This window comes from Paenarthrobacter sp. CM16 (assembly GCF_013179505.1).
In the GTDB taxonomy this organism is placed as follows: domain Bacteria; phylum Actinomycetota; class Actinomycetes; order Actinomycetales; family Micrococcaceae; genus Arthrobacter.
The window spans coordinates 11,899-28,227 of sequence record NZ_JABMCX010000016.1; the positions used below are offsets into that span (position 1 = coordinate 11,899).

Annotated in this window: 19 protein-coding genes and 1 pseudogene; 5 read left to right on the plus strand and 15 right to left on the minus strand. The window is 62.9% G+C overall.

Translation table 11 applies throughout. From position 1 onward, the window contains the following. Nucleotides 1-55: 55 nt before the first annotated feature. The 3 genes from HP499_RS02450 to HP499_RS02460 all read left to right on the plus strand — a co-directional run bounded on the left by HP499_RS02450 (nucleotide 56) and on the right by HP499_RS02460 (nucleotide 3,021). Complete coding sequence (locus HP499_RS02450; protein ID WP_172322367.1) at nucleotides 56-1,075, plus strand: SPFH domain-containing protein; 1,020 nt, start codon at nucleotides 56-58, stop codon at nucleotides 1,073-1,075. A 9-nt stretch (nucleotides 1,076-1,084) separates the two neighbouring features. Beyond that, nucleotides 1,085-1,987 carry an NAD(+)/NADH kinase gene (locus HP499_RS02455; protein WP_172322368.1) on the plus strand — a complete coding sequence of 301 codons (903 nt, stop codon included), beginning with the start codon at nucleotides 1,085-1,087 and terminating at the stop codon, nucleotides 1,985-1,987. 89 nt (nucleotides 1,988-2,076) lie between these two features. Then, nucleotides 2,077-3,021, plus strand: coding sequence for a hypothetical protein (locus HP499_RS02460; RefSeq protein ID WP_309138328.1), 945 nt, complete (start codon nucleotides 2,077-2,079; stop codon nucleotides 3,019-3,021). On the opposite strand, the gene HP499_RS02465 is transcribed toward HP499_RS02460, so the two are convergent. Both HP499_RS02465 and HP499_RS02470 read right to left on the minus strand, forming a co-directional pair. Further along, complete coding sequence (locus HP499_RS02465; RefSeq protein ID WP_216659670.1) at nucleotides 3,018-3,521, minus strand: GNAT family N-acetyltransferase; 504 nt, start codon at nucleotides 3,519-3,521, stop codon at nucleotides 3,018-3,020. The two genes, HP499_RS02460 and HP499_RS02465, sit on opposite strands and share 4 nt — an antisense overlap. 17 nt (nucleotides 3,522-3,538) lie before the next feature. Further along, a complete protein-coding gene (locus tag HP499_RS02470) occupies nucleotides 3,539-3,928 on the minus strand; it encodes a hypothetical protein (RefSeq protein WP_172322369.1) in 390 nt (129 codons plus the stop codon). 135 nt (nucleotides 3,929-4,063) lie between these two features. Between HP499_RS02470 and HP499_RS02475 the strand changes: the two genes are divergently transcribed. Both HP499_RS02475 and ggt read left to right on the plus strand, forming a co-directional pair. Beyond that, complete coding sequence (locus tag HP499_RS02475; RefSeq protein ID WP_172322370.1) at nucleotides 4,064-4,450, plus strand: hypothetical protein; 387 nt, start codon at nucleotides 4,064-4,066, stop codon at nucleotides 4,448-4,450. Between the two features lie 154 nt (nucleotides 4,451-4,604). Beyond that, complete coding sequence (gene ggt / locus HP499_RS02480) at nucleotides 4,605-6,440, plus strand: gamma-glutamyltransferase (RefSeq protein WP_172322371.1); 1,836 nt, start codon at nucleotides 4,605-4,607, stop codon at nucleotides 6,438-6,440. Between the two features lie 104 nt (nucleotides 6,441-6,544). On the opposite strand, the gene HP499_RS02485 is transcribed toward ggt, so the two are convergent. The 13 genes and pseudogenes from HP499_RS02485 to HP499_RS02540 all read right to left on the minus strand — a co-directional run. Continuing rightward, on the minus strand, nucleotides 6,545-6,730 hold the full coding sequence (locus HP499_RS02485; RefSeq protein WP_172322372.1) for a hypothetical protein: 186 nt from the start codon (nucleotides 6,728-6,730) through the stop codon (nucleotides 6,545-6,547). 33 nt (nucleotides 6,731-6,763) lie between these two features. Next, a complete protein-coding gene (locus HP499_RS02490; protein ID WP_172322373.1) occupies nucleotides 6,764-7,447 on the minus strand; it encodes a hypothetical protein in 684 nt (227 codons plus the stop codon). 1 nt (nucleotide 7,448) lies between these two features. Then, complete coding sequence (locus HP499_RS02495; protein WP_253951339.1) at nucleotides 7,449-8,183, minus strand: hypothetical protein; 735 nt, start codon at nucleotides 8,181-8,183, stop codon at nucleotides 7,449-7,451. Between the two features lie 11 nt (nucleotides 8,184-8,194). Next, nucleotides 8,195-8,905 (minus strand): ABC transporter ATP-binding protein, encoded by a 711-nt coding sequence (locus HP499_RS02500; RefSeq protein ID WP_172322375.1) that lies wholly within the window; start codon nucleotides 8,903-8,905, stop codon nucleotides 8,195-8,197. After that, nucleotides 8,902-10,575: a daptide biosynthesis intramembrane metalloprotease gene (gene mpaP / locus HP499_RS02505; protein ID WP_172322376.1), complete on the minus strand. Its 1,674-nt coding sequence runs from the start codon at nucleotides 10,573-10,575 to the stop codon at nucleotides 8,902-8,904. The genes HP499_RS02500 and mpaP overlap by 4 nt, the downstream gene beginning before the upstream one ends. Continuing rightward, nucleotides 10,572-11,762 (minus strand): YcaO-like family protein, encoded by a 1,191-nt coding sequence (locus HP499_RS02510; RefSeq protein ID WP_172322377.1) that lies wholly within the window; start codon nucleotides 11,760-11,762, stop codon nucleotides 10,572-10,574. Before HP499_RS02510 ends, mpaP begins: the two co-directional genes overlap by 4 nt. Continuing rightward, nucleotides 11,759-12,577: a daptide-type RiPP biosynthesis methyltransferase gene (mpaM, locus tag HP499_RS02515; RefSeq protein WP_172322378.1), complete on the minus strand. Its 819-nt coding sequence runs from the start codon at nucleotides 12,575-12,577 to the stop codon at nucleotides 11,759-11,761. The genes HP499_RS02510 and mpaM overlap by 4 nt, the downstream gene beginning before the upstream one ends. Nucleotides 12,578-12,658: 81 nt before the next feature. Continuing rightward, nucleotides 12,659-12,796, minus strand: a complete 138-nt coding sequence (locus tag HP499_RS02520) for a daptide-type RiPP (protein WP_155854089.1) — start codon at nucleotides 12,794-12,796, stop codon at nucleotides 12,659-12,661. A gap of 44 nt (nucleotides 12,797-12,840) precedes the next feature. Further along, complete coding sequence (locus tag HP499_RS25365; protein WP_256378406.1) at nucleotides 12,841-12,966, minus strand: daptide-type RiPP; 126 nt, start codon at nucleotides 12,964-12,966, stop codon at nucleotides 12,841-12,843. Nucleotides 12,967-13,011: 45 nt separating this feature from the next. Further along, complete coding sequence (locus HP499_RS02525; protein WP_155854090.1) at nucleotides 13,012-13,155, minus strand: daptide-type RiPP; 144 nt, start codon at nucleotides 13,153-13,155, stop codon at nucleotides 13,012-13,014. Next, nucleotides 13,152-14,375 carry a daptide-type RiPP biosynthesis dehydogenase gene (mpaC, locus tag HP499_RS02530; RefSeq protein ID WP_172322379.1) on the minus strand — a complete coding sequence of 408 codons (1,224 nt, stop codon included), beginning with the start codon at nucleotides 14,373-14,375 and terminating at the stop codon, nucleotides 13,152-13,154. The genes HP499_RS02525 and mpaC overlap by 4 nt, the downstream gene beginning before the upstream one ends. After that, nucleotides 14,372-15,661, minus strand: coding sequence for a daptide-type RiPP biosynthesis aminotransferase (gene mpaD / locus HP499_RS02535; RefSeq protein ID WP_172322380.1), 1,290 nt, complete (start codon nucleotides 15,659-15,661; stop codon nucleotides 14,372-14,374). Before mpaD ends, mpaC begins: the two co-directional genes overlap by 4 nt. Beyond that, nucleotides 15,661-16,329: pseudogene (locus HP499_RS02540) on the minus strand (hypothetical protein); the annotation flags it as partial. The gene mpaD and the pseudogene HP499_RS02540, both read right to left, overlap by 1 nt.

Below are 16,329 nucleotides of genomic sequence, written 5' to 3' on the forward strand. Positions count from 1 at the left end.
TCTATCGTTTAGTTATCGTCAAAACGACGATAACCGAAGCGAAAGCGAGAACATCATGGCCACCATCAAGCGCTACCCCTGGATCAGCCACTTCCTTGGCAGCCCCACGGGCTACGTCGTCCACCTGCAAAAGGGCGCCGTCACACACCAGGGAGTGGGCCAAGCCTTCTTCTTCCGCCCCGCGAACTCCGTGTTGAGCGAGATTCCCGTGGACGACCAGGAACTCCCCACCCTGTTCCACGCCATCACCCGCGACCACCAGGACGTCAGCGTGCAGGCCAACGTGACGTACCGCTTCATCGATCCCGTGGCTGTCTCCACCCGCCTGGACTTCGGCCTGCAGACCGCGGGCAAGGCGCCGGCCACCGGACGCGAGCAGGTCTCTACGATCATCGGCCAACTGTGCCAGAGCCACGCGATCGACCAGATCGCCACCACCACACTGGCCGAGGCACTCGAACGCGGAGTCAGCCAACTCCGGATTGTCCTCACCGAGGCGCTGCGGGCAGACGCCCGGTTGCAGTCCACCGGCATCGAAATCCTCGGCGTGCAGGTGTTGGCTGTTCGGCCCGAAGCCGACGTCGAACGCGCCCTCCAGACGCCGGTGCGCGAACAGCTCCAAGCCGAAGCGGACCGGGCTGTGTACGAGAGGCGGGCAGTCGCCGTCGAGCGTGAACGCACCATTTCCGAGAACGAGATGGCGAGCCAGATTGAATTGGCCGTGAGACGTGAAAACCTGGTAGCCCAAGAGGGTGCGAACGCACGCCGGGCAGCGGAAGAGAAGGCCGCCGCGGGCTTGATCGAGGCCCAAGGCTCCGCTGAACGGCAGGGCATTGGCGCAGCGGCCGAGGCAAATCAGATTCGCCTCGTTGGTGAAGCGGCCGCTGCCCGCGAGGCCGCCACCATGGAGGTGTACCGCACTATGGAACAGGCCACACTGTTGGCACTGGCCTTGAAGGACGCGGCCGGCAGCCTGCCGAACATCGGGAACCTCACGATCACTCCGGACCTCCTCAGCGGAGCACTTGCCGGGCTGTTCAAGGAACCCACCGCTACCGTTGAAGCCACCAAGTAAGGACCCATCATGGCCACCCCGCGCATCGTCATTGTCCACCGGCGGACCGAACTCCAGGAACTCCTGGACCGGCACGCCACTCGCGGCCAGGCCGAGTTCTTCCTCCGCACCCGCGGCCGCAGCATCCAGGACGTGCAGGACCGGCACGATCACCTCACCGCAGCCCTGGCAACCATCCGCGCTGCCGTGCCGTCCGATTGGCGTCAGGCGGAAGTGGAACGCGCAGACCTCAGCCGCTTCCTGCTCACCGCCGAGGACATCATCGCCGTAGTGGGGCAGGACGGGCTGGTGGCGAACGTCGCCAAATACCTGAACGGCCAGCCGGTCATCGGCATCGACCCGGAGCCCGGCGCCAACCCCGGCGTCCTGGTCCGCCACACTCCGGCAGCGGCGGCAGCGCTGCTGGCCACTGCCGACGTCGGACGGCTGCGCTGCCAGGATCTCACCACCGTGACAGCAACGCTCGACGACGGGCAGCGGCTTTCGGCTCTCAACGAAGTTTTCGTCGGGCATGCCTCGCACCAGTCGGCAAAGTACACCGTGATGGCGCCCAGTTTTACCCAGCCCGGCGGGCAAACCGAGCGGCAGTCGTCGTCGGGCCTGATCGTTTCCACAGGCACCGGCGCCACCGGCTGGTGCGCTTCGATCGCCCTGGAACGCGGCGGACGCGCGCTGCCGGCACCCACCGATCGTCGGCTTGCCTGGTTCGTTCGCGAAGCCTGGCCTTCACCCATTACGGGCGCCTCGCTGACAGAGGGTGTCCTGGAAGCCGGCGAAGTACTGCGGGTTACCGTGGCGTCGGATCAGCTGGTGGTCTTCGGCGATGGCATGGAGGACGACCGACTAACGGCGACATGGGGGCAGGAGATCACGGTGCAACTGGGGCAGAGGCCGCTGCGGCTGGTTGTGTAAACTCCAATTAGTCCACTCGGTGTAGTCTTGGCGGTTGGCCCTCCTCCTGGAGGCTGGGCACTCCATGTCAGACTCAAACGAGGAGCCTCGTGAGCCAGCCCGAGCAAACTGTGCAGCATTCCGTGCCGCCCAGGAAACCACCCAGCACTCCCGGCCGTGACGCTCTGCGGGGGTGGCTGATAGGGCTTTTCGCCGGCGTTCTTGGCCTGGCGCCTTGGTGGATTACTGGAGCCACCCTGCCGCTACAAAATTTGTGGGCTACGCAGGTCATGCCAGCGCAGATGCCTCCCGCCCTGCTGCCTTTGAGCCAGTACGAGGCGACCACTATCCTGGCGCTTCTCACAGTTGGTGGGGCTGTTGCCGGGCTGGCAGTTCGCATCTGGTCGCCCGTTCGCCGTCGACTCGTTACCTGGTGCGCCGCATCCGGCGTCCTCGTGGTGCACTTCACCGCCACCATCCAGTCGTTCACGGTACTCAAAGATGGGCTATTGCCCGGAAGCCTGTCCGGGCTTTACTTCGGAGGTCTTCTGGCCGGCGTTATCGGTTGCGTACTTGCAGCGCTGCTCGCGTTATTGCTGATCGCTTCACCTTCAACGGTCAAGGCGACCATTGGATTCGGACTCATGGCCATACCAGTCACCACATGGGCCGTGGTGTGGGTAGTGAACGTTGTGCGATTCCTGAACGTACCAACCGCTGTCCCAACCGTTGCCCGCTGGGTACCGGCCGTTTTGGTCGGTTGCGCGCTGGCCTGGTGCGGACTCCGGCACGCACGTCACGTGGTGGCTTGGGTGCTCAACCTTGTCTTCCTGTGGCTGCTTCCTGCACTCTTCACCGCGGTCCAATCAGTTCTGGGAACACGTGTACTCGCTGGAGATATCCCCGAGATGCTCGCGATGGGACGCGATGTCTTCGGCCAGGCCCTCGGTCCAGACGGAGAGGCACTTCCGACTCTTTTGCTGGCCTTGGGCATTGGTCTTGTAGGTGTCGGGGTTCAGGCTGTCGCTGCTCGGCGCTCCCCGGCCGCCCGCTAGTTCTGGCGGGCGGTGCGGACCATCCGGATGTCCTTTACGCCGTCTTCGACCTTCTCCGCCCCGTCGGCAACAAACCCGTTCTTCCGGTAGAAGGCCTGGGCTCGTGGATTGGGGTCAGCCACCCACAGCACAGCAGAAGCGGCAGGGCTGATGACTTCGTTGAGAAGGGCAGCTCCCACACCTGAGCCGTGGGACGAGGCGTAGGCGTAAAGGACGTACAACTCCTGCGGCTCTTCAGGAATATCAGAAGAAGGACCTGACATGGCAATGCCGATCAATTTGTCATCATGCAAAGCCACAGCAACGTTGTTCTTTTCATAGCGAGGATCAGTCAGCGCTGCGGTCCAGAATTTCTCGCGCCATTCCAGGAGCCCGGGATCGTCCAGCTCAGAATCGCTCATCAAGCCCCGGTACGTTTCGCGCCAAGTATCCACATGCACTTTTGCCATGCCGGGCGCATCCGCAGGATCAGCACGACGCACCTCAAAGTTGATTGCCATGGCTCCACGGTACCCACTCAAGGGTTCGGTACCACCACCACCTGAACGTCGTCCTCGTAGAGAAAGCGTCCAGGGGCTGATGAACGAAGTTCTTCCCATTTCACGTCGTGACGATCCAACAGGTCCAAATAACCTGGGATCCTTGTCAGCAGATGAACAGCATTGGTCTTGAACCACGCTTGGGCGTGAGGGTTGATGGTGCGGTCATACACACTGGGATCTATGAGGTTGGGATCAGGGTAGGCAGCGTCGTACCAAGCATTGGCGGTCTGCCACCATTGGTGATCCTCTTCGCTTAGCCTCCCGTCCTTCGCCAGCCCGTTTGCCAAGCCAAATATGCCGACGAAGATCCCCCGCGCATTCACGTGTGCCGACTGGTACCTGACGAATTTGGGAACGGCATACATCAACTAGTTTCCCTCGTGACGTTTCCAGGACACTTCGACCCGGAGTAGATTTCGAGCCTATATGTCCGGTGAGGCTGGTTTCTGAACGCCCGTGTACCGTGGCGACAAGTAGTGATTCCAGCCAGAGAGGATTCCGTGGAGCCAAATATTGTGGAGATCATCAACCGCGTCTTGCGGGATGTGAATTCCTCCGGGCTTACGGAGCCACGCGTTGAAGTCGTCGATTGGGACGAGGACCCGCAGGCAATCTCGGCGATGATTTACAGCACCAGGGATTCCACCGGACAGGGCGTGTCGGTGAGGGCCAACATCCCCGGAGCGGACCAGCTGGCATCAGTGGCAGACCAGGTCCAGGAATGGGTGATCGAAGAAAACGGCCCCACCAACAGCAACTGGCCACAGTGTCCTTGGCATCCGAACAATCATCCCCTGGCCGCTCAAGCGGTGGGCGACCACGGCGTTTGGGCTTGCCCCGTGCTGCTCACGCCAGTAGCTGTCATCGGCGAGCTCCCTGCCAAGTAAGCGCACGAATAAACGCACTCCAGCATCCCCGCACAGTAACGCCCTTACTCCCAATCCACCCCGGATTTCAACCGTTGTCCCCTTGCAGACCCCCGGGGTAGGGTGACCGAACCGTCCACCCACATCACCGTCTGGAAGAACTCTGGGAGGAACCATGACACATGTGAGACGTCAGCTGGCTGCCGTAACGGCAGCCCTGGCACTAACCGCGACGAGCGGGGCAATGGCCAGTCCGGCCTTCGCCGATCCCCGCACAACCGACAAGAACGCTACGGCCACCGGCTACGGGGGTGCCGTGAGCACCGTAGATCCCGAGGCTTCCGCGGCGGCCATCGAGGTACTGAAGAAGGGCGGCAACGCAGCTGATGCCGCGGTTGCAGCGGCAGCTACCCTTGGCGTCACCGAACCGTACAGCGCCGGCATTGGAGGCGGCGGCTACTTCGTGTTCTATGACGCGAAAACCAAGCAGGTGGGCACTATCGACGGCCGCGAAACCGCTCCGGCCAGCATGAAGCCCGATGCCTTTATTGACCCTGCCACCCAGAAGCCATATAAGTTCACTCCCGATCTGGTCACCAGCGGCGTCTCCGTCGGCGTGCCCGGCACGCCTGCAACGTGGGAGCGGGCCCTGGAACGTTGGGGGACGTTGAGCCTGGGCGACGCGTTGAAACCCGCCATCAAAGTGGCAAACCGTGGCTTCGTTGTAGATGAGACGTTCCGGCAGCAGACCCTGGACAATAAGGTCCGCTTCGATGCGTTCACTCCTACCCGGGACCTGTTCCTCCCCGGTGGTGACGCTCCCGCCGTCGGAAGTGTCTTCCAGAACCATGACCTCGCCGCGACCTACCGCCTGCTCGCCAAGGAGGGCACCGACGCCTTCTACGGTGGCCCGCTCGCGGAGGAGATCGTCAAGACCGTGCAGGCTCCGCCGAAGACTGCCGAAACCACGCTTCCCGTCCCTGTCGGCACCATGACCACGCAGGACCTTGCCAACTACAAGGCCCTGGACCAGGACGCCACCAAAGTGGGGTACCGGGGTTACGACGTTTACGGCATGGCTCCTTCCAGCAGCGGCGGCACCACGGTGGGCGAGGCGCTGAACATCCTGGAGAATTACGACCTCAAAGGCATGAAGCCCGTTGATGCCCTGCACCACTACTTCGAGGCCAGCTCGCTCGCCTTCGCTGACCGTGGCGCCTACGTCGGCGATCCTGCCTTCGTGAATGTTCCCACCAGTACGTTGCTGGACGACGTTTTCGCCAAGGAACGCTCCTGCGAAATCGATCCGACGGCGGCCGCTCCCAAGCCGGTAGCCCCCGGCAATATAGAGACGTACGACGGCGCGTGCCCGGCCGCCGTGGCGCCCCTCGCCAATGAGACGGATACAGAAAACATCTCCACGACGAACCTGACGGTCGCCGACAAGTGGGGCAACGTGGTGGAGTACACGCTGACGATCGAGCAGACCGGTGGTTCGGGGATTGTTGTACCGGGCCGCGGCTTCCTGCTGAACAACGAGCTCACTGATTTCAGCACGGTCTACGATCCGAAGGATCCCAACCGGATCGAGCCGAACAAGCGTCCGCGTTCCTCGATGTCCCCCACCATCATCCTCAAAGACCAGAAGCCGTTCCTGGCGTTGGGCTCCCCCGGCGGATCGACCATCATCACCACGGTATTGCAGACCATCCTGAACCGCGTCGACTTGGGGATGACAGTCTCCGAGGCCCTCGCTGCACCGCGGGCCGCACCACGGAATGGCGCCACCGTCAGCTCGGAACCGGCCTTCATCGAGGCTTATGGTCCTGCGCTTGAGTCCTTGGGACATGACTTGGTTCCGGCCGGGGACGCATTCACATCGGCTGCCGAGATCGGGGCTGCGACAGCCATCGAGTTCGATAAGGACGGAAAGATGACAGCTGCCGCCGAACCCACCAGACGCGGTGGTGGTTCTGCCATAGTGGTCCAACCCGTCAAACCCGGTAGGTAGCCGCTACGTCAGAAGCCAGGTGAGGGCCGGGAACGGTCTCTTGCATAGCCCGCCTCGGAGGCGTCCCCTTGGGTCGCCTACGAGGCGGGCTTCGTCCTGCCCGGTCAAGATGGCCGGTTGTTCCTGATCTCGCGACTGTATTTCCACACCATCACCAGCGAAGCGGCCCCGATGATGATTCCGGAGATCATGGACCACGGCGATTGGCCCGGGCTGGAGAGGAGGATTGAAAGGGCGTAGGCGGCGAGCACCAAGGCCAGCAGCAGCCATATCAAGGGTTTGCGATTCATTCTTGTATTCCTTAAAGAAGAAGGGTTTGAAAGTCAGGCGAGGTCGCGCTTCAGGAAAATGACGAAGGCTACTGCTAAGACCACTAAAAGCCAGCTTGCAGCCCCGGCGAAAGAGCCCCAAGCCGGTATGTTGACAGCCGCTTGGGTTGCCCAGTCGGCTGCCAGGATGGGAAAGAAGCGGGAGTCGGGCCCCAGCAACATCTCGGGAAGCAGCAAAGTAAGGGGGACCGCGAACAGGCTCACCAGATGATTGCGGATGAGCGACCCCGCGGCGAACCCCCAAACAGATCCCATGCCGGCAATCCCCGCAAAGGCCGGGCAAGCCGGCAAACCCCACTGCCACGCTTCATCCAGTAGTTCCCCTGCCAGGAAAAAAATCAGGCCAATGACCGCGCCGCTGATGAGCGCTGCCAGCACTGTAGTGGCTGCCCGGCCAAGGAACGCAGGCCCTCGTTGGAACAGTAAGACCCGCCGGCTGAAGCTTCCATTGCGGTAATCGGCAGTGAAGGCAAAAGAGCCCACCACTGCAAACCCCGTCAATGTCAGCGTCAGGCCCGCTTCCGTCAGTGGTCCAGCGAGGCTCGCCAGGGGTGGCCCGGCTTCCAGGGCAGCTGCAAGAACCATCAAGGAAATGAACCCCAGCACCAGTGCGGCCCCCACCGCCGAACCTTTCCACAACCACGGCCGTCGCAGCTCTGAGAGGAAGGCGGGACCCATGTCAGAGCTCCTTCCGGCGGAGGGACCACGCTGCGCCCAGGCCAGCAACGGCCAGCCATCCAAGGGACACGAAGAAGGCCGGAACTGGTTCAAGCAAGCCCTCAAAAGGCACGGAAGCTATTCCCGCCAAAGCGCCGGACGGAAGCCAGCGGGCCATGTCCGGAGCATTCGCCAACAGTGGCAGTTCGACGGCGAGTGGAATCACCAAGGTGAGGATCGTCGTCGCGTAGTAGTGCTGAAAGATCCACCCCAACGAGCAACCCCAGACGGCGGCTATTGCTGAGGCCACCAGCACCCCCGGCAACAGTCCCAGCGAATCCGGGGCCAGGAGTTGCGGCGCAACGTCAGGCGGCAGGGAGAACGCGACCGTCCCGCCCCACACCGCCAGTCCCGTGATGACGGTGCCGGCTCCCACCATCACCGCAGCCGCGTATTTGCTCGTCACCACGTTGGCCATGCCGGCCGCCACCACGGTGCGGCGAAGCGTCCCGTAATACGCTTCGCGGGTCACCAAGTAACTCCCGGCAAATGTCGCCACCGGTGCAATGCTTGCCGCCAAGGACCAGAAGATCCGGATGTTGTCCGAAACCGACAATGCACCCGAGCTGTCCGGCCATCCCAGGAAGTTGGCCACGAACCACGGCACCAAAGCACTGAACGCCACGATGCCCAGGATGGAGTACCCGCTGACGTACCTGAGAAGCTCGGATCGGATCCCACTTGTTGCTGTGGCCAAGTTTTCACCGTTCATTGGGCACCGGCCAGAATCTTGAAGTACGCCGCTTCAAGGCTGCCACCGCCAAGCACTTTGGCTTCCCCGAGGGTCCCGCGGAACAGGACCCTCTGTTTGAGGATGACAATCTGGTCCGCCACTTGTTCCAGTTCCATCAGTTGGTGGCTGGAAACCAACGCACTTCCACCGGCAGCGGCGAACTCCCGCAGGAAACGCCGCAACCACTGAATGCCCTCCGGATCCAAGCCGTTGGCGGGCTCGTCCAGAACAAGCAAACGGGGATCACCTACCAACGCGGAGCCGATGCCCAAGCGTTGCTTCATGCCCAGCGAGTAGTCCCGGACCTTCTTGTTGGCCTCGCCCGCCAGACCCACTTGCTCCAGCACGCGCTCAACACTTTCCCTGCCCACCCCCGCAGCGAGTTGGCAGATTTGCAGATGCCGCCGGCCCGTCAGCCCTGGCTCCACGTCCATCCCGTCCAGGTTCACGCCAACCATGCCGGCGGGCCGCCGGAGGGATCGGTAGTCGACCCCGAACACCGTTGCGTTGCCGGATGTCGCCTCCAGTAAACCTGTGAGACCCGCGAGCGCGGTACTTTTCCCTGCTCCGTTGGGACCGATCAGACCCACCACGCGGCCGGCTGGGACATCAAACGTCAGATCCTCTACGGCAAAACGCGATCCCCTTTTCTTGCTGAAATGTTCAAAACTTGCGTGAATCGTCACGGCTGACCTTTCGTGGAGTCTGAGGGCGCCCCGGTTTGCCCTGGCCACAAGGGCGAGGTAGTGATGGAAGCCCAGAGCCACTCCCCCAGGCTTGTCTCACGTTGACTAGTTACTTCGGCCCGCCCGGCGGTCGCGAGGTTGGTCCCCGAGACCAGCTCGCTGGAGAAGGTCAGTACCGGCACTGGGTCACCGGGGAAGGCGACCGGGACCAAAGTGTCCAAGGGTGCCATGGAGTTCGACGGCGGCTGGTCACCAATGGTGGCCCGGCCCAGGTTTTCGTGGATGATCATCCCCTGCGATTGCAACGTGACCTGGTCCCCGGGCGCCAGAACGCCGGAAGGCCCTTGGACCGGCATCACAATCTTCAACTGGCCGTCCTGATAGGTGTAACCCGCTACGGTCACCGCTTTGACGGGGATGATGACCAGCAGCACCCCGATGGTCAGCAACCCGAGCATCACCACCAGGATCCGACGCCAGAGTGGGCTCCCGTTGGCTGCCGCAACCCGAAAGAACCGGATTATTCCTTTGAGCGCCACCACCAACAGCAGGCAGAGGACCGCAAGGACCACCAGATGGCCTGCATAACCCAGCTGAAGGAAGACCGGCATCAAGCGCTGGTACCCGACCACCATGAAAGCAATACCGGCAACAAAGCTGGCGAAGCCAAACCATGGAAGGTATCGGCCCCGTGCTGGCATGCGATGGCATCCGAGGATCCCGTAGCCGGCCACCTCAGACAACGCCTCCAGCGATTTCTTCCGGAGGTGTGGAATGTCCACGGCAGACATCAGAGCAACGTAGCCGTCCAGCTTGATGAAGGGAAACAGGTTGAGCACGGCCACGGCATAGCAAATGACGCCATAAAGGACTGCGGCGTCCTTCACTGCTGACTCAGGAAGAAACGCCTGGCCAGCCAACACGACGCTACCCAGGGCAACGTGCACCAAGGGTCCCGCGAGCGCCACCAGAACGCGTTGCTTCCTGGAACTCAGCCGCCATCCATCAGTCACGTCGCAGAAGAACGCCGGTGAGAGATAGAAGAGCATGATGCCAATGCGGCGTGGTGTCCCGCCGAAGTATGTCAGCGCCATGCCGTGGCCCAGCTCGTGCAGGAGCGTGGAGACGAACATCGCCGCCACCACATATAGATAAGCCTCCACCGGCAAGGGCGTGGAGAGGACGCGCCACATACTGGGGCCTGCCATGAATGCGCCCACCAGCCCGCCAAGAAGGAGGAGCAGTGCCACCGCGGCCATCCCCGGTCTTGCCATGGCCGCCACCATAGGCCGGAAGAACTGCAGCAACGGCGCAGGGTTGAACAGGGTGAACTGCACTGTCAGGGGCGGCCTGAACTGGACGCGCCGCATCGCAACCGGCGCCGCACCGCCGTCGAATATTCCTGTGGGTGCCAACTGGCGGACGATGCCCGTGACGTCCTGTGCTGTCCAAGGAGACCCGAGGGAGAGCGCCACTTGGGCCGGATTCTTCCTGCCATCCACCGCTTTAAGGACGGTTGCGACGTCGGCGGAGACCCGCGCTTTCGGCACACCGTTGATCGCCACAATCCACGGCCCGGCGGCCGCCAGCGGTGCATCGATGGACCCCGATGGCGCGAGCTGTACGGGCCACTCGACCGCCCGTTCGGCGGGCACTTTGAGCCGGTTCATATCAGCGGATGCGGGGTGGAGAAGTGACCGGGCAAGAATAGTCCTTTGGTCTCGTCCATGGTGAGTGGCACCGCGCCGGGGCATACCGCTTTGCCGGCCACCCATCCCATGTCCTGGACTGCCGCGGGAAGCCTGTGGCTGAGGCTCACCCAATGGGTTTGGATGTCCCTGCCTGCGAGGTATTCAACCAGATCCCCAACCTCAGGAGTGGGTTGGATGCCCGGAAGTTCGGTTGGCTGGAATGACCGGGTCCACCGGAGCAACCCGTCAATCACTGCAGGCGTGGTCCAGAAATCGGCACGGGAATCGTCATCGGTCACTGCCGCGGGAGTCCGGGAAGGCGTACGGGACTGGAAGAGCTCCCGGATTTGGAGTCCTTCCTGAAGTGCTCCCCGCAAAGCAGAGACAGGATGGGCGGACGCTTTGAGCCCCACCGCAGCAAACTGGCCTTCGACGGCGATCACGCACACCGCGGTGACCAACGGATTGCCCTCTTGGGGGACGAAGGCCAACAACGGTTCGACGCCGGCCGTCCGCGCCGCGTCGAGGAGCAGGAGGAAGTTCCGGGCTTCAGGCGTCGTCCGCACAGCGTCGGGCATCCTCGCCGCATCGAAGCTAATGAGCGGCGTCCGCTGGTGCCATGCCGCGAGGAACGCGTCCCGTTCCAGCACTTCCCCGACGCCTGCAATCTGTGCAAAGGCCTCCGAGGGCCCGGACGCTGCACCGTTGGGAGACGGATCGAAGAAGCCGTCCCACGGATTCGCCTCCGCTTGGCCGGGGCAATAGTCCACCACCGGAGCGGGAACCTGCGAGGCCTTTCCGGTCAGAAGGTTAGTGGCCCGATACCAGGGAAATTCGTAGGCGAGCGCCGATGGCCGCCCCATTCCCGGGGTGATGAAGTCGATCCGTTCATCAACACTGCCGGTAGGAGCAACAAGATACTCCGCGTCCCCGGGCGCCGACGCCAACGCGAACCTCTCCACAGCTTCTCCCGCACCCCGGGTAATGGAGTCTCGTTTCCTGACGTCAAAGGCCCCGACGGCGGAGGCGAACCCAGGGTGCGAGGCCCGCCCGTGCGCCAGCACACCAGCAGTCCGCCACAGTCCAACCTCGTTGGGGACGTACACCGCGGATTCCGAGACCAAGCCCATGGATGGATCCAGGGTCCGCACGGGATCGATGCTCATGCGCCACACACCCACAGCTCTATGTCATCCAGCCCAGGGGTCCGCGTAGCGATGCGAACCTGCCTGCGTTCCAGGATGGTGAGACCCTCCGAGGTGATCTCCTCCTCAATAAGGCTGTTGCTGACAAAGGCGATATCGCTGGCATACGCGGAGGAACGGTAGGTGCCGCCCTCACCAAAGGTCACGTGGATCATGGTGACGTGGCGGGCACCGTTGGCGGGATCCCGGCTTTCCGTGGTGATCAGGAAGGAGTCGTTGCCCAACGGCGAAACTGTGGTTCCGCCGTCGTTGTTTTCTGACACGTGATGGCTGTCCGCGTTCAGGACGGTCAGCAGGAAGCGCCCCTCCGGCGCAAGGCATTCCCGGACCCTGCGGAACAGTGCGCGGCGGCCGGCCGGGTCCAGGAGGGTGATGGAACTGGCGCCGAGAACCACGCAACCGTACCCGCCGTCGAGCTCGAAGCCGGACATGTCGGCCTCCACCATGTCCACGGAGACGCCACGCGGATTGAACGCCTGGGTGTCCACCTTGGTCTTGAGCAGGGCGAGCATCTCCCGGGAAGAATCGACGGCGGTCAGCGGACGTCCCAGGGTCAGGAGGGGCCGGGTGATCCGGCCGGATCCGGCAGCCAACTCAAGGATGGGTCCCACCGTTTTGCGGGCTGCGGTCAGGATCTCGGGCAGTTCCGTGAGGTCGTTGGCGGTGACGAGGTCATAGAGGCGGGAGCCTGACACGCTGTAGAGATCCTCTGGAGGATTCATGTGGCCCAGGATCCGTAGGACGGCGTCGGCGGTCTTGTCTTTTGCGGTGTTCATCAACTCGTGTTCTCCGGGAGGTTGAGAGTGGTGGGATGCACGCGGGTGGGGACGGAACATGGCACCACCCGCGTGCACCGGCTATGTGGCGGCGATTCCGACGACGATGCCGGCGATGATGATGACGTCACCAACCCGGATGTACCACGGTGTATCGTCCGGGGTGTCGAGGTTTTCGAGCTCTTCGATGGACAGCTGAAGCGGCGCGTTTGCGATCATTGGTTCCTCCTTCCTTGTTGTTATGTGGATGGTGTTGACGGGTCCTACGTGATGCTGACGGCGATGATGCCGATTGCGACTCCCTGGGAGACCCCGATGAACCAGTTCTGGAAGTCAGGGGTGTCCAGCGATTCGATCTCCTGGATGGAGATGTTGAGCTGTTTTTGCATGCGCGTTCACCTCCCCTCGCGGTTGTTGTGTCGTCCAAACCGGGATCAGGTGATGGCGACGGCGATGCCGACCAGTGCCAATCCGGCTGAAATGCCCTTGATTCGTTCGTCCCAGTCATCCGGGACATCCATGGGCTCGAGTTCCTGGATGTGGAGGTCCAGGCTCTTGAGTGCGTTTGCGCTGTTCATGTGTTCACCTCCTTTCCCCTGCCTGCTCGTAGATTTCCCGTGGGGGCTGGCAAGATGTGGGGTCCTCCTGCGGCGGCATGGAGGACGTGCTGAATCTGCGCGGCGTCGATCCCCCGGAGCATGGGAAGACCACCGCCCCAGTTGCGGATGGCAGCGTCCGTGGTGCGGACCAGGGTTTCCTCGGTGATGGTTTGAAGCCGGGCGATACCCCACTGCCCGATCAGCTCTTCCATGCCCATCCAGGGCTCGGGGCTCAGTGCAGGATCTGCATCCGTCACCATGCTCCACAGCTGGTTGAGCCGTGAGGCATCGCCCCACGTTGCGGCTCCTTGGCCGATTTCCTTCCAGATGGGACCAATCACCGACGCCGTCGCGGTCATCTTTCGTACGCCCGTGACATAGGCGAGTTCGTTCGCGACGTACCAGTGCTTGGCGCCGTACGGGTTGCGTCCCATCAATGCCCAGCCGGTGTGCGTTTCCATGCTGAGCCGGGCGGCGGCGAGTCTCAGTTCCGGAGAGTCCCTGTGGCCCAACTGTTGGCCCAGCCGCACGATCCGTTGAATGAGTACGTGGCCGTCATCGTCAAAAATGCTGTGATGACTGCCGATCATGGTTCCAGCCACCCTCAGGAACGCTTCCAGCAGCCCCTCGAAAACCAGCTGCTGCGGCAGGGTGGCGAGGTGGCCGGCGTCGAGCAGTGCGGCATCACCGGTCAGGTGTCGCGAGACTATCAAGCGGCGTCCGACGGCGGTGTCCAGGCACGCTACAGCGCTGACTTCTGCACCGGTCCCCACGGTGGACGGTATGAGAATGGTTTTGGGACGTTCTTTGGGATTCGTAAGCGGCGGGAGCACCAGGAGGCCCGAACGTTTGGCGTGGCGTTCGGCGAAAATGGCAAGGCTCGGGTCAGCGGTGAAAAGTGCTGCCAGCTTGACCGCATCCAGCACCGAACCGCCGCCGAGTCCTGCTACCGTTTGAAGCCCGTTTTCGCGGATGAAGCTGCCCACCGTCCGCACGGTTTCCACGGTGACCGGAGTCGCGTGCAGCTCCAGGACCGGAGCTCCTTTGAGGTTGCTGGACAACATTTTGTCCCGATGGGCTTCCAGGTGGCTGTCCACCACCAAACCGGTCCGCCCCCGGGTCAGGCCACCGATGTACTTGGCTGCCGTGCCGTCGTCGAGGATGACGCAGCGGGTCCTCCACAGGTGGTCGGCGATCATGCGAAGACCCCGTCTTTTTCAGCCGCGGCCAGGCCGGAATGGATGGCCGTGCTCAGTTCTTCGAAGTTCTCCTCCGTGTAAATGAGTGCAGGCAGAAGTTGGATTCGCCCCGGCCCTGCCTGCACGATTGCACCGGCGTCGTGGATACGCCGGACCACGGCCAGTACACCGTTTGAGGACAGGGGCGTTCCGTTGTGTGAGCGCAGTTTGATGGCCCTCATGCAGCCCCGCCCTGATGAGTTGCCTATCCCCCGGGTGTTTTGCAGCTCCTCTATGAGGTTGTTGAGGCCGGCGGCCACCTGCTTGGTCAGGGTGTTGTGGTCCAGCCGTTTCATCTCGGCGATGGTGCCGAGGATCGCCGCGCACGTTGCGGGTGTGCCGGCCTGCGTTTCGCCGTGAACGAAGACGGACTCGTTCCTGTCGAAGGTCTCCGTGACGCGCCGGGCGATCAGCAGGGCCGCGCAGGCGCTGGTGCCGTTGGTCAGCCCTTTGGACGTGACGATGACGTCCGGCTGTTGGGACCATTCGTCTGACGCGAACCAGCCACTCACCCGGCCGAAACCGGTGGCTACCTCGTCTGCGACCAGGAGGAAGCCGTGCTGATCACGGTGCTTGATGACCTCTTCAATGAAGGCATCCGGCACGGCTTCCGCACCCGATCCCAGAACGGGTTCCATGATGACCGCGGCAATCCTGTGGCCTTCCCTGGACATGAGCTGCGCCAGTTCCGCGCCGTCGTCGTCAAATCCGATGTGGCGGATGTTCCGCCGGTCCACTCCGTACACGGCCTGTCCCAGCTCGTCACCGCTCAGTGCCTGACTTCCATAGGTCAGCCCGTGATAGCTGCCCTTCAGCCCGACGATGAGTTTGCGTTCAGGCTGCCCGTCCAGGACGAAGTACTGGCGAGCCAGCTTCATCACGGCATCGTTGGCGGCCCCTCCGGAGGTGGAGAAGATGACCCGGTGGAAGCTGTGGGCCGGCAGGCTCAGAAGGGCGTTGGAGGCTTCGATTGCAGTGCGGTGAGCTGTGCGGAAGAGCGGCAAATAGGACGCGGCGCGAAGTTCCCGGACCACGGCTTCAGCGATGTTCTCGTTTCCGTAGCCCAGGTTGGTGTTCCAAAGTCCGCTCTTGGCGCAGAGGCGTTGGCGGCCGTCTTCGTAGGTGACGTGGACGCCGTTGGCACTGACTGCGGTATGGCTTTTCCCCGCGAAGTCATGCTGGGTGATGAGGGGTATCCACAGGGGAAGTTGGGTCCTGGGGGTGGGAAGGATCGGCACGACAGTCATCAGTGGCCGCCAACAATGTCGATACCGAGTTGCTCAAAGCGGTGCAGGACGGCACGGGCGGACTCCTCGGCGAGCGCGGCTGGAACGTTGAGCGCGGGCGCCACGGCTATAGCCGCTACCTTGACGTCCCGGAGGTTGGAAACGGCTTCGATAATGGCTGCGGCGTCCGGACCGATCTTGAAGAGACGGCCGGTCCTGGCGTCCAGGAGGGTATGCTCGCTCCCCCGCTTTAGGATGAAGGGAGCATGCGCTGACGGCAGGCCGTCCCGCAGTGCGGCCCCGTAAAGGCTGGCTCCGAAACCCATCAGCTTGGTGGCGGGGCGGTCCTCACGGGCGACAAATTTCCACGCGTCCAAGGCTGCCAGGTAGCGGGCGATCCACGGTTTGGCGGCCAGCGATTCGTAGATGTCCCACGGGTAGTACGCCGCGGCAACCGCCGACTCGGGCCGGAGTGCGATGGCCCTTACCGTCAGGTCTGGCAGCGCGTCACCAATGGTGCCGATTTTGGCCCCGTAGGGTCCGCTGAGAATCGAACCGTCCCAGGTGATGTGAAGCCGGGCCAGCAGGAGGTTGTCCTTTGGTTGCCCATTCAGCAGTCCCCGCTCAGCAAGCACTGCGTTGACCTCGGTGAGCTGCTGCACGAAGTGCCCCGTACGGCAGGCTTCCTC